Raw genomic sequence first — 13,457 nt, forward strand, 5'->3', positions numbered from 1 at the left:
AACTATGAGTATTCTGATCAACAAAAATACAAAACTAATCGTACAGGGTATTACAGGACGTGACGGCAGTTTCCACGCTTCCAAGATGAAAGAGTATGGCACCAACGTGGTGGGCGGCACTTCGCCGGGCAAGGCCGGACAGGAAGTGAGCGGCATTCCGGTGTTCAATACCGTCAAGGATGCGGTTGCGGCAACCGGTGCCAACACCTCCATCATCTTCGTTCCAGCCCCCTTTGCAAAGGATGCCATGCTCGAAGCGATTGACGGCGGCATCAAGCTCGTCATCTGCATTACCGAGGGTGTGCCGACCCTCGATGCCGTCGCCGCACAGCGTTATGCACGCATCAAGGGCGTAAGCGTCATCGGCCCGAACTGTCCGGGACTGATTTCTCCGGACGAGAGCATGGCCGGCATCATGCCGACCAACATCTTCAAGAAAGGCCATACAGGTGTCATCAGCCGCAGTGGTACGCTTACCTACGAAGTGGTCTACAACCTTACTCAGGCCGGCCTGGGACAGTCAACGGCCGTAGGCGTAGGAGGCGACCCCGTAGTGGGTCTCTACTTTGAGGAGCTGCTCCGTATGTTCCAGGATGATCCGGAGACCGACAGCATCGCACTCATCGGTGAAATCGGCGGCGATGCCGAAGAGCGTGCAGCTAAATTCATCAAGGAGCACGTGACGAAGCCGGTGGCCGTGTTCATCTCCGGGCAGCAGGCACCTCCAGGAAAGCAGATGGGACACGCCGGTGCCATCATCTCAAGCGGATCAGGCTCTGCAAGCGAGAAGATTGCCGCCTTCGAGGCCGTCGGTGTACCTGTGGCACGTGAGACAAGAGAAATCCCGGAGCTGTTGAAAAAGCAGCTGAACAGATGACCGTACCGTGTCTCGCCGTCTCTGACAGGACGGCGGGATGCGAATATGCCCATAGCTGAATCCCACCGCAGCAGCATAACAGGCTGGCCGCGGTGGGATTTTTTTTGTGGATTTTCCGCTATCCACAGTCATGTTCCGTCACGTCAGCTTGTCAGCCGACAGGTAGGGACTTTTTCACAGGCTTTCAATCAGGGAAACCGGCAGAGGCAGAAAACTGCCAGACGAAAACATTAAACAACATACCGAGGCCGCAGAAAAGCTCTCTTACACGAGGCTTCCGGAAAGTGTAACCTGTTGATAATCGAATATGCAGTGTTGTGATAAACAGGGCTTTACAGCGGTCTCATACAGACGATAATCATTTAAAAAAGTTCTTTCACCCGTCAACCGAGTTTAAAAACAAGACGAGAACCCATCAGCCCAGAACAGGAAGATACAGGGTATACAACACGCATCTGCATGGGAACAGGATTCCCAACCGATTGGGAACATCATTCCCAAATACCGGGAACAGGATTCCCAGCCGTCGGGAACAGGACTCCCGGCAGCCCCATCCCGACAGTTTTCAAAACGGAATCCGCAAAGCGTTGACGGATTCCATCGCACCGGTATGTCCGTGGCTTTTTCAGCACATCCCGGCAGCCTGTATTCTACAACGCCGGAGTCCTGCGGAAAGCTTCTTGTCCATGGAAGGCCGCAGGCATCACAAACCGGTATTTACTCCTCGCCTATTTTCCTGATGACCTTGCAGGGATTGCCTGCCGCCACCACACCGGCGGGGATGTCATGGGTTACGACAGAACCTGCACCGATCGTGGTCCCGTCGCCAATGGTCACACCGGGCAGGACAACGACATTACCGCCTATCCACACATCATTGCCGATGCGGATGGGCAGGGCATATTCTATTTTCCTGTTGCGCTGAGCGACATCGAGCGGATGCCCCGCAGTATAGAACGAACAGTTGGGTGCGACGAAGACATTGTCGCCGAACGTCACCTTGGCTTCATCAAGTATCACGCAGTTGGTATTGGCGAAAAAGTTCTTCCCCACCTCTATGTTATAACCATAATCGCAGAAGAACGGAGCGACGATGAACAGTCCGTCACCAGCCCTGCCGAACAGGTTCCGCAGCCGCTCCATGCGTTCCTCCCTGTGTGAAGGAGGAATCCGGTTGATTTCGTAACACTCATTCTCACAGTAATAAAGGTCCTTCAAGACCTCCGGATCATTTGCCTGGTAAAGCATTCCTCGCTGCTGTTTCTCTTTCTCTGTCATTGTCTTCTGATTTATTTTAAAGATGTCCATTCAGGCAGATTCTGAAAGAACACAGGTCTGTCGGTACAAAAGAACCGGTCGGTCCCCTGTGCCTGTCCTGCCCGACACATACGTGCGCCGATCTGTAAACCTGTGGTAGTCTTTCCTGCAAATATAGTCCTTTGCACCGGATTCCGCAAGCAATCTCATGAGAAATCACTTCCGCCATTTCCCAAAAGCTGTATTGACATACAGGCACTCCGTACATCTGTTCCCTGCTGCTTCCTCTGTCTCCATGCACCGTCTTCCGCTTTCAGCAGCATGGCCCGACACCATATCCGTCCAGGAAGGAAGCAGGAACAGTCCGTCTGAAAGACAGACCCCTTCAAAGGTGACGCATAGGATCAGTCCCGTACCGGCATCCATTCCGAATCACGGAACGAGACGATCTGCTTGTCCATCCCTTCATTTTAAACCGGGAAACAAGGAAAATACAAAGTATTTTTGTAAATTTGCAGCACTAAGCTACATCTTGACAAAGAAAGGAGTAAACATCATGGATACGATAACCTACGAGTTTGTACTGAGGCTTTTCATTGCAGCCATGCTGGGCGGAGCCATCGGTCTGGAGCGGGAATACCGTGCCAAGGAGGCGGGTTTCCGGACACATTTCCTCGTGGCACTGGGCAGCGGACTGTTCATGATCCTGTCTCAGTTCGGTTTCGACGGCGTGCTGGGACATTACGGACAGGTGTCGCTCGATCCGAGCCGTATCGCCTCACAGGTGGTGACAGGCATCGGATTCATCGGTGCCGGAACGATCATCTTCCAGAAGCACGTGGTACGCGGCCTCACGACGGCGGCAGGCCTCTGGGTGACCTCGGCCATCGGCATGACGGCCGGTGCGGGCATGTACGTACTGTCCATCGCCACGACCGTGCTTGTCCTGCTCTGCCTGGAAGCCCTTTACTTCATCCTGCAGCACTTCGGCACACGCAACATCAACGTGTCTTTCAGTGCTCCCGAAGAGACCGACATCCAGCGTGTCCTCCAGCGGCTGCGTGAGAAGGAAGTCATCATCGACTCCTATGAGATGCAGCGCAAGGACACCTCCTCCGGACACTACTACGTCGTGACGATGGAAATGAAGCTGAAACGCAACCGGTACCAAAGCCATCTGCTTAACTTCATGATGGAGTTCAAGGATGTCACGGTGGAGTCGATAGAATAGGTCCTCGGATGCGTAAAAACGAAAGTCATGGATTTTGAGAAGAGAGAGGAAGACACCCGCCGGGCGGAACTTGTCCGTATATTGGAGCATTCGATAGAACGGCTGTCGCTGGCAGAACTCGAGGCCTTGTACTATGACCTCATAGCCAAGGATTATATAAGGGAGTAAGAGGATGCCGCTGATGGACAAATGGAACAGGGAAATCCTCCGCCTTGCGGTTCCCTCCGTCATAAGTAATGTGACCGTCCCCTTGCTGGGACTTGTCGACCTGGCGGTCGTCGGTCATATCGGCAATGAGACTTACATCAGTGCCATTGCCGTCGGATCGATGATCTTCAACGTCATGTACTGGCTGTTAGGGTTCCTGCGAATGGGGACAAGCGGCATGACCTCACAGGCTTTCGGACGGCATGACCGTAAAGAATGTCTGGACATCCTTGCACGCACGCTGCTGATAGGCATTGGAACTGGACTGTTCTTTGTCACCATACAGCGGGGTCTGGAATGGGGTATGCTCCGGCTGATGAACACGCCGGAGACCTCATGGGGGCTTGTCGGAACCTATTTCCGGATTGTCATCTGGGGCGCACCCGCCATGTTGGGGCTATACGGACTGACAGGCTGGTTCATCGGCATGCAGGATACCCGTATGCCCATGATGGTCGCCATACTGCAGAATGTGGTCAACATCCTTGCCTCCCTGTTCTTCGTATTCGTCCTGGACTGGAAGATAAGCGGTGTCGCTGCCGGCACCGTCCTGGCACAGTGGGCGGGCTTCATCGTGTCCCTGTCTGCCGCTTGCCGGCGGATCAGACGCCCCGTGAGGGGGTTCGACCTGCTGGCAGGCAGGCTTTTCAGAGCCCAATTGCACGCCACGTGGAGACACGTGCAGAAGAGGAAAGACGCATGGGGCGAGTTCTTCCGTGTAAACAAGGACATCTTCCTGCGGACGGTCTGTCTGGTAGCCGTCAACTTCTTCTTCACCTCGGCCGGAGGGAAGCAGGGGGCAATGCTGCTGGCCGTCAACACACTGCTGATGACGCTCTTCACGCTTTTCTCTTATCTGATGGATGGCTTTGCGTATGCCGGAGAGGCTTTGAGCGGAAAATACTATGGTGCAGCCGACGGGGAGGGACTGCGTATCATCGTCCGCCGGCTGTTCGCCTTCGGCGGACTCATGGCAGTGCTCTTTACCGCCGTGTATGCCGTCGGCGGAGAAGGATTCCTGCGTCTGCTCACAGATGACACGGCTGTCATCGCATCCGCCCGCCCCTACCTGTTCTGGGCTTATCTGATACCGGCGGCCGGAATGTCGGCCTTCGTATTGGACGGTGTCTTTATCGGACTGACCGCCACCAAAGGCATGCTGTTTTCAACGGCGGTGGCCATGGCAACATTCTTCACCGTGTATTTTCTGTTCTGGAGGCAGCTGGGCAATGATGCCTTATGGATAGCTTTCCTCCTGTTCCTTGCAGCGAGAGGAGCCGCGTCTTTTTTATGGATGCACCGGTATTCTATCATCACCTGATCTAATTTTTCCGAAAGATGAAATACACCGCAATCATCGTCTTTTTACTTTTCTTCCTGTCAGTCTGCGGATATGTCGGCTGGCGTATCTGGCATATCCTCCCTTTCTTTTCCCCTGTCAGATGGATTGTCGTAGGGGTTCTGCTGCTGTTCATCGTCTGTTTCTTCACCAACTTCATCTTCGGACTTGACAGCAGGCCCATGCCCATCGCCATAACGCTGTATGAGCTGGGCAACTCGTCTGTTTTCATCGGTCTGTATCTTGCGATGCTCTTCCTTGTGCTCGACATGGGGAGGCTGCTCCGTCTTGTCCCCCGTTCATTGCTCTACGACAGCCGGACCGGAACGGCTTCAGTCGCAATCGTCATGACCGGACTGTTTGTCTATGGCTATCTGCATTACCTGCATAAAGAACGTGTGCCTTTGACTTTGAAGGCTACAAAGACCATGCGCCAGCGGCACCGTATGGTCATGATGACCGACCTGCATCTGGGTTACCACAACCGTGCAGACGAGTTCAGGAAATGGGTGGACAGCGTGAACAGGGAGCAGCCCGAACTTGTTCTCATTGCAGGTGACATTGTCGACGGGAGCATCCGGGCATTGGCTGCACAGGGCATGGCGGCAGAGTTCAGGCGACTGAAAGCCCCGGTCTACGCCTGTCTGGGCAACCATGAGTATCTCGGAGGCGCATCACAGGCAAAGAAATTCTATCAGGATGCAGGCATCCACCTGCTGGTCGACAGTCATGCCCTGGTGCATCTGCCGGGCGGAGACAGTCTGCTTGTCGTGGGGCGCGACGACCGGACGAACAAGAGGCGGGCCGGCCTGCAGGAGCTGATGAGGTACTCTCCGAAGGGCTATTACACGATTCTCATGGACCATCAGCCCTACCATCTGGAAGAAGCACAGCAATGCGGCATAGACTTCCAGCTGTCAGGGCACACACATTATGGACAGGTCTGGCCTGTCAGCTGGATCGAAGACCTGATCTACGAAGATGCCTTCGGGCCATTGCGAAAAGGAGACACGCAATACTACGTATCTTCCGGAATCGGAATCTGGGGCGGGAAATTCCGTATCGGAACAAGGTCTGAATACATTGTGGCGGAACTCCAATAAACAGAAGTCTACGGAAAAAGCGTATCGGACTATGCCTTCCAGCTTAGCCTGATACGCTTTTTCTCATTCATTTCCTCCCCGACCAGCCGGTCCGGTCGGGACATCTTCCCCAATACCCTCATTGTCATGGCGATGTTAAGAGGGGGCTGCCGCCCCTTCGCAGCTTTCCGCCCCTATTCAGCATGTTCCTTCTTCCCAGCATCCGAACGAGTCCGTTATGTTATTTTAGGATCCGTTCGTCTAAAAGAAGAGAAGACATCAAAAGGTCATTCCGGGTATCCGCATGAATCCGTCTCCCCCGGCAACAGCCGGAATCTCTCACCGGGCATTCAGGGTCTGTCTGATTCCCTGCTCCCGATGCGTTATGTGTACTTCAATTCCATACTTCTCATTGAGATGCTCCGCCAGATGCTGTGCGCAGTAGACCGAACGGTGCTGTCCTCCCGTACAGCCGAAGCAGAACATCAGGTCGGTAAAACCGCGCTGCATATAACGTTCCACATGATGGTCAGCCAGTCTGTAGACGGGCTTGAGGAAATCGAGTATTTCGCCGTCATCCTCCAGAAAGCGAATGACGGGTTCATCCAGTCCCGTAATCTTTTTGTAAGGCTCGTACCGTCCGGGGTTGTGCGTACTCCGGCAGTCAAACACATAGCCTCCCCCGTTGCCGGAGGTATCTTCGGGAATTCCTTTCCTATAGGAGAAGCTGAACACACGGACTACCAGCGGCCCTTTCCCGTCGTACTTGGAGAATGTCGCAGGGCCGTCCATCGGATTGGCCTTGTAAATGTCCTTCTCTGCTGTCCTGAAACCGTCCGACCTGTTTGCCGCCGGTCTCTCGATATGTGCAAACTGCGGCAGCCGGGTAAGCCGTTCCAGCATGGACATCATATAAGGATAGGGAAATACATCCTCTCCCAATGCCAGAAGATCGCGCAGATTCTGTATGGCAGGAGGGATGGAGTCGACAAAGTGCTTCTTCCGTTCAAAGTAACCGCGGAAGCCGTATGCACCCAGCACCTGCAGCGTACGGAACAGGACGAAGAGGGACAGGCGGTTGACGAAATGCCGCTTCGACGGCACTTCTGTGTAATTCTTCAGACTCTGGTAGTACTCAAACACCAGTTCCCTGCGCAGCTTGAAAGAATACTTTGCACTTGCCTGCCACAGGAAGGATGCAAGGTCGTAATAGAACGGTCCTTTCCTGCCACCTTGGAAATCGATGAAATAAGGTTTCCCCTCCTTGTCCAGCATGACGTTGCGAGCCTGGAAGTCACGATAAAGAAAGGCATCCATCTTCTCCGAGGTCAGGTCTTTGGCAAACATACGGAAATTCGCTTCGAGCTTCAGCTCGTGGAAATCCAGCTCTGTCGCTTTCAGAAAGCAGTACTTAAAGTAGTTCAAATCGAAGAGCACCCCTCTCTGGTCGAACTCCGGCTGTGGATAACAGTTGGAGAAATCAAGCCCCCGAGCCCCACGCAGCTGTATGTTCGGCAGCTCACGGATCGTCCTGCGAAGCAGTTCCTGCTCCGCAAGATTATATCTTCCGCCGGCTTCTCGTCCGCCACGGACGGCCTCAAAGAGCGAACGTTCCCCAAGATCGGTCTGCAGATAGCGGGTCTCATCTTCCGAGACGGCCAGCACGTGTGGAACCGGAAGCCGGCGTTTCTCAAAGTGTCTGGCAAGATAGACAAAAGCATGGTTCTCGTCGCGGCTTGTACCGATGACGCCAATGACCGGCTCACCGTCTTCGTCCGTCAGCCGATAATATGCGCGATTGCTCCCCGCCCCTTCCAGCTTTTCGACACCGGCAGGCTCGCTGCCTCTCCATCGTTTATACAGTGCTAATAGTTTCTCCATTCCCTTATTCCTTATGCTGTCTCCGAAGATAGGCGACGGTACAGCCTGCATACATTAAAGTCCGCTCAGTGTCTTTCCTCCAGCCTCTTATAGAAGGCAGAACCGGGGAAGAGCGAGACGGTTTCCTATTCTTCCAGCTTTCTTTTTATCTCGTCGGCCTGCTTCTCTCCCCGTTTCTTGTTGTCATATTGACGGAGCAGACCGTCTATCAGCAACAGGATGGCAAGAATACCGCCCGTGACAAGCAATGACTTCGTGAGATAGTAGATGCCTCCGATGACTACGAAGAGCACGATAAATTCTTTCCAGTTGATCAATCGTTTCATGCTACAAATTTACATAAAAACGGTGATTTACGAGCCTGTTGGATAAAGAAAGTGGTTTTCCTTCGGAGGAAAGTCAACGAAAAGACTACGGATGATTGCCGTCCGGTAAACATTTTCCATACATGCAGGGTATCATCCACTTTACTGACACCGACTGGAACGGATCGGGTCTCCTGCCGATGTTCTGACGGCCGGCACCGGTAGTGCCTTGGGCAACCGTCATGAAGAAAGGACACGAAAAAACGCCCATACCGCACCTGCTGACTTCCATCAGGTGCCGTATGAGCGTTATGGATCGGATTTCAGAAAGCGGTTTTATCCTGCTTTTTCATCGGCAGGGACGGCCTTCTCCGTTTTCTTTCTTGATACGGACTTCTTTGCAGCCCTGCCCGCAGCGGGCTTTCTGCCCGAGGCTTTCTTCTCTTTTTCGTCACGCAGCCGGAGCTCTTCCTTTTCCAGCGTATCGACCTTTGCCTGCAAATGGGATATTTCCTTCGACTTCATTTCAAGCTCCTCTCCCTGATTACGGATAGTTGTAAGCAGGCTGTTCAGCTCCTCATTGTCGATTTCAGCAGGATAAAGACTGTTGACACGGTTCAGGAAGTCGCCCAGAACATTCATGTAATTGGTAAAGGCATCGAACGGACTGGAATAGATGCCCCTGTCCATTCCCACCCGCGAGGGCTTGGTAGACATGAACCGGAAGTTGTCGCTCGCCTGCAGATAGTCCCAGTCCTGGTTGATGCGCGGGTCGTCGGCAATACGCACACGGTCGGCAATGCTGTAAAGCTTGTTGAATGCTTCACGCTGCATCGGATTCCCCAGCCATGTACTGACATCACGCTCCTCATCCATCCAGCTCAACGTGTCAGGCACGTCAAGCCGGTCGACACTCTTCAGCTTCATACATAGCTCTGTCGGAGTAGAGAAAGTGATACCCCGCTGCTTTGCACAGGCCGGCCACGCTTTGAAGAACTCGAGGATATTGCTCGAAAGCGGCTGCTCAATGCCGAGAGCGGACAGATTCATGAAAACGCCGATGACCTGTTCTTCCTCGGGAAGTGCCGCGATCTCGTCCATATAGGTATCGGCGAACAGCGGATACCCTTCCCAGTCTGAATTGTTGAAACGGAGCGAGATGTCATCACTCAGCTTCACGTCACGCAACAGCAGCTTGAGTTTCGGATCGAGCGCACAGTTGTACACGTAATGCGGACTCTTCCAGCCCAGTACATGTTTCGCCCCTTCTGTCAACATCCCCTTGAAGCCCATCCGGGAAGCCAGCAGACCGATTTCATCACTGTAGATCAGCGAGGAGTTGCGCAGTACCTTAGGAGTCTGGCCGAAGTATTCCTTGATTTTCTGTGCCTGACGTTTTACTTCCGACTTGAAACTTTCCTCATTGGCAAGCGAAGCAAGACCGTGGGAATAGGGTTCGGCAAGGAACTCCACACAGCCGGTACTGTTCAGTTCCTGCAGTTTCTCCAGCACCTGGGGAGCGTGTATCTCCAGCTGCTCGATGCCCACGCCCGAGAGCGAGAACGTCACTTTGAAAGCCTTTCCGCTCTCATGGATCATCTGCTGCAAGGCCTCCAGAGCCGGCATATAGCTCTTGTCGGCAATCTCTGATATGGTGCGTTCGTTCTCGAAGCTGTCATAATAATAATGGTCGGTACCGATGTCAAAGAAACGGTAACGTTTCAGGTGAATTACCTGGTGTATCTCGAAATATAAACAAATTGTCTTCATTGTCTTGTTGTTTTGGTTTTATTTAGGTCATTCGTTTTCCATCATCCGGACTTATTGCCAGCCCAATGTACGGAGGTAAAGCTCGCGGATCCATGCGCCGACCTTCTCCCATGTTATCTGGTCGACCTCACGTTTTCCTTCAGCGGCGAGGTAGTCGAAGAGGCTTTCGTTGTGACAGATGGAGTACATCGCATCTGCCAGCGCATGAATATCCCAGTAGTCTACCTTGATGCAGTTGTCCAGAATCTCTGCGCAACCGCTCTGCTTGGAGATGATGGACGGTGTCCCGCACTGCATCGCCTCCAAGGGAGAGATACCGAACGGCTCGCTTACGGACGGCATCACATAGACATCGGAAGCCTTCAGGCATTCATACACCTGGTTGCCGCGCATAAAGCCGGGGAAATGGAAACGGTCGGCAATGCCCCGTTCGGCCGCCAGGTAAATCATCTGATCCATCATATCGCCCGATCCTGCCATACAGAAACGGACATTACGTGTACGGTGCAGCACCATGTTGGCGGCTTCGACGAAGTATTCAGGCCCTTTCTGCATTGTCAGCCGGCCGAGGAAAGTGACGACTTTCTCCTTCCCCTTATGGTCGGGACGCGGGATTTCGGCAATCTCCTGCTTCAGCGGGTAGACGGCATTGTGTACCGTGAAGACCTTCCGTGGATCCTGATGATACTGATTGATGACCGTCTGGCGGGTCAGTTCTGACACGCACATGATGCAGTCGGCATTGTCCATACCGTCCTTCTCGATGCCATAGACTGTCGGATTGACCTTACCGCGCGAACGGTCGAAATCGGTGGCATGGACATGGATGCACAGCGGCTTGCCCGATACCCGCTTGGCATGAATGCCGGCAGGATAGGTCAGCCAGTCGTGTGCATGGATGATATCGAAGTCGAATGTACGTGCCACGACACCGGCGATGATCGAATAATTATTGATTTCCTCATGCAGATTATCCGGATAGCCGCCGGCGAAATCCATCGCACCAAGGTCGTTGACGTGCATATAATTGAAGTCGGCATAGATGTGCTCACGCAGTTTGAAGTACTGTTCCGGTGTCATCAGATTGCCGAGACGGTTCTTCACATAGTCGTAGCCAAGCTCCCGATAGGCAATAGGCACATGGTCCATTGCCACAATATCCGCAAAAGTGTGGTCCTCGTCACCAAAAGGATGAGGCAGACAGAGGATTGTCTCGACATCTCCCTGCGCATGAAGCCCCTCCGAGATACCGAAGTTGGCAGTAGCCAGACCGCCATATACATGAGGAGGATACTCCCATCCAAACATTAAAACTTTCATACAGGTTCCTCCATTTTAATATTTATACTTCTCAAGCAACTCTAATGTACGGAGCACTTCAGCAACATTCATCGCAAAAGAGATGGCTCCGCGCCCACAGAACGGCGGATTACCGTCGAACAGTTCGGGCAGCGTGCTGAGACAGTGGTTGAACATCTCATCCTCATACCCTACCAGCTGGCGTTCGACAAAGCTCAGACGCGTCTGCTTATAGAGTTTCAGACAGGCTTCGAGATAGAAGCCTCCCAGCCATGGCCAGGCCGTTCCCTGATGGTAGGCCAGGTCGCGCTGTGTCTGCGGCCCGACGTACATCGGATTGTAACCGCCGCTCTTAGGAGAGAGAGAACGAAGCCCCTTCGGCGTAAGCAGTTCACGCGTACAGACATCCAGCACGCCTCTTTTCTGTTTCTGGTCGAGCGGTGAATAGTCAAGCGCTACGGCAAAGATCATGTTAGGACGTACACTCCAGTCGATCATCCTGCCGTCTACGTAATCATAGAGATAACCATACTCGTTCAGGAAAGTGGCGACAAACGCCTCCTTGCACTTGGAAGCGGTCTTCTCGAGTTCCGCTGCACGTGCCTCATGGCCGCTCTCCTGTTCCATGGAAGCGACAAAGCGCAGGGCGTTGTACCAAAGCGCATTGAACTCTACGATATATCCCGTCCGGGGAACAACAGGTTTACCGTTGTTTGTGGAGTTCATCCACGTTATGGCTCTCCCCTTCGCACTGGCATAAAGCAGACCGTTGGCATCCAGCCTGAGGTCGGGATGTCCGCCGGAAGAGAGGTAATCAATAATATCACGCAGCAGACTGCCATAACGTTCCTGGCAGCGTGCCTTGCCAGCCTCCTTGGCGTATTGCTGTATAGCCCATATACACCACAGGGGAACGTCGGGCTTCTCCATCTCGTAGATGTTGACGCTGACCGGTTTCCCCTCCATGAACTCACGCAGCCCTTTCTCCGCCGTCTGCATTACCAGTTCAAAGTATTCCTGCTCTTCGATGCTTAGCGTCAACCCCGGGAGAGCGATGAACTGGTCACGGGCACGACATTTGAACCACGGATAGCCGGCAAGGATATAACGCTCATCGTTCTTCGAACGGTTATGGAACTGATGGGCAGCATTGACAAGACAGTGGAAGAAATTGTCACGAGGACTGCGTGACGCCACCTCTTTTTCAAACAGGGATTTCAATGAGGATGTATGGCATTCCGCCGTAGAAGCGGCAAAGATTATACTCTCTCCCTTTCGGATATTCATTTCAAAGTAACCCGGCACATAGAGATCTTCATTGGACGCATAACCACGTTCCTGCTCTTTCGGATATTCCAGTCCACGGTACCAATAAGGCTCGAAGTGGAATACATTGCTCTTCGAGAACTGCATGAAGAGCGACGGATAGCCGGCATACATGCGGGTGCTGATGCCGTTGTCCACCTCCTGGTACGACCTGTCCGCAACGGAGTTCTCGTGTGTGAACTGCCGTACGCTGCGGAAAGCAAGGAAAGGACGGAACTGAAGGGTAGTCTGTGAGTGGGCATCCAGCAATGTGTAACGAATCAGAATACGGTCTTCATAGTGTTGGAACACAACCTCCTTTTTCAGCAGTACACCTCCTACCCGATACACGGTAGTAGGCACGGTGTCACAGTCGAACTCACGGATATACTTATGTCCCTGCGGGCTGAAATTGCCGCTCTGATACTTGTGTAACCCAAGGTTGAAGGCAGCACCATGCTGGATGACGGTGGGGTCAAGCGAGCTAAGCAGTACATGGTTGTCGTCATCCAGTCCCGGAACCGGCACAACAAGCAGTCCATGATACTTGCGCGTATTGCAGTCAACGATTGTAGAACAGGAATATGCCCCCGAGCGGTTGGTCCGCAACAACTCTCGTGGCAGCGAGTCCTGAAGATTGGTCATCAGAGCCTTTTCAAATTTTAAGTAGCTCATGTCTATAAAGGTTTTATGTTCTGTTGTTTGGTCTCAAGTCAAAAGGAAGTCACGGTACGACTACACTGTTTGGCACTTCAAAGATACGAAGAAAAATCAGGATAATGTCAAAATCTTACTTATATTTTTCAGTTCTTCCGTTAAATACATGGACAGGAGACAAAACAGAGGCTCATAATCTCCGGCTAATGCCGTCATTATACATCTGAAGCGTCTGTCTGCCCATTCG

Annotated in this window: 11 protein-coding genes; 5 read left to right on the forward strand and 6 right to left on the reverse strand. The window is 52.9% G+C overall.

Annotated elements, in window-relative coordinates; translation table 11 throughout:
- Nucleotides 1–4: 4 nt before the first annotated feature.
- Complete coding sequence (gene sucD / locus HMPREF9141_RS09800) at nt 5–877, forward strand: succinate--CoA ligase subunit alpha (protein ID WP_007368569.1); 873 nt, start codon at nt 5–7, stop codon at nt 875–877.
- 717 nt (nt 878–1,594) lie between these two features.
- On the opposite strand, the gene HMPREF9141_RS09805 is transcribed toward sucD, so the two are convergent.
- The gene (locus HMPREF9141_RS09805; protein WP_040555043.1) at nt 1,595–2,155 is read right to left on the reverse strand and encodes a sugar O-acetyltransferase; all 561 of its coding nucleotides are present in this window, start codon (nt 2,153–2,155) and stop codon (nt 1,595–1,597) included.
- Between the two features lie 535 nt (nt 2,156–2,690).
- Between HMPREF9141_RS09805 and HMPREF9141_RS09815 the strand changes: the two genes are divergently transcribed.
- The 4 genes from HMPREF9141_RS09815 to HMPREF9141_RS09825 are packed head-to-tail and all read left to right on the forward strand — an operon-like array spanning nt 2,691 to nt 6,014.
- Complete coding sequence (locus HMPREF9141_RS09815) at nt 2,691–3,365, forward strand: MgtC/SapB family protein (RefSeq protein WP_040555044.1); 675 nt, start codon at nt 2,691–2,693, stop codon at nt 3,363–3,365.
- Nucleotides 3,366–3,392: 27 nt separating this feature from the next.
- Nucleotides 3,393–3,533, forward strand: a complete 141-nt coding sequence (locus HMPREF9141_RS13600) for a hypothetical protein (RefSeq protein ID WP_007368574.1) — start codon at nt 3,393–3,395, stop codon at nt 3,531–3,533.
- 13 nt (nt 3,534–3,546) lie between these two features.
- A complete protein-coding gene (locus HMPREF9141_RS09820; protein WP_040555046.1) occupies nt 3,547–4,893 on the forward strand; it encodes an MATE family efflux transporter in 1,347 nt (448 codons plus the stop codon).
- A 17-nt stretch (nt 4,894–4,910) separates the two neighbouring features.
- Nucleotides 4,911–6,014 carry a metallophosphoesterase gene (locus tag HMPREF9141_RS09825; protein ID WP_007368576.1) on the forward strand — a complete coding sequence of 368 codons (1,104 nt, stop codon included), beginning with the start codon at nt 4,911–4,913 and terminating at the stop codon, nt 6,012–6,014.
- Nucleotides 6,015–6,332: 318 nt separating this feature from the next.
- On the opposite strand, the gene HMPREF9141_RS09830 is transcribed toward HMPREF9141_RS09825, so the two are convergent.
- From HMPREF9141_RS09830 to HMPREF9141_RS09850, 5 genes are all read right to left on the reverse strand, one after another.
- Nucleotides 6,333–7,874 (reverse strand): RapZ C-terminal domain-containing protein, encoded by a 1,542-nt coding sequence (locus tag HMPREF9141_RS09830; RefSeq protein WP_040555048.1) that lies wholly within the window; start codon nt 7,872–7,874, stop codon nt 6,333–6,335.
- 125 nt (nt 7,875–7,999) lie between these two features.
- Nucleotides 8,000–8,200, reverse strand: coding sequence for a hypothetical protein (locus tag HMPREF9141_RS09835; protein ID WP_007368578.1), 201 nt, complete (start codon nt 8,198–8,200; stop codon nt 8,000–8,002).
- A 315-nt stretch (nt 8,201–8,515) separates the two neighbouring features.
- Nucleotides 8,516–9,949 carry a glycoside hydrolase family 57 protein gene (locus HMPREF9141_RS09840; protein ID WP_007368580.1) on the reverse strand — a complete coding sequence of 478 codons (1,434 nt, stop codon included), beginning with the start codon at nt 9,947–9,949 and terminating at the stop codon, nt 8,516–8,518.
- 51 nt (nt 9,950–10,000) lie between these two features.
- Nucleotides 10,001–11,269, reverse strand: a complete 1,269-nt coding sequence (locus tag HMPREF9141_RS09845) for a glycosyltransferase family 4 protein (protein WP_007368581.1) — start codon at nt 11,267–11,269, stop codon at nt 10,001–10,003.
- Between the two features lie 15 nt (nt 11,270–11,284).
- Nucleotides 11,285–13,228: a glycogen debranching enzyme N-terminal domain-containing protein gene (locus HMPREF9141_RS09850; protein ID WP_007368582.1), complete on the reverse strand. Its 1,944-nt coding sequence runs from the start codon at nt 13,226–13,228 to the stop codon at nt 11,285–11,287.
- Nucleotides 13,229–13,457: the final 229 nt, after the last annotated feature.

Source organism: Prevotella multiformis DSM 16608 (assembly GCF_000191065.1).
Classification (GTDB): Bacteria; Bacteroidota; Bacteroidia; order Bacteroidales; family Bacteroidaceae; genus Prevotella; species Prevotella multiformis.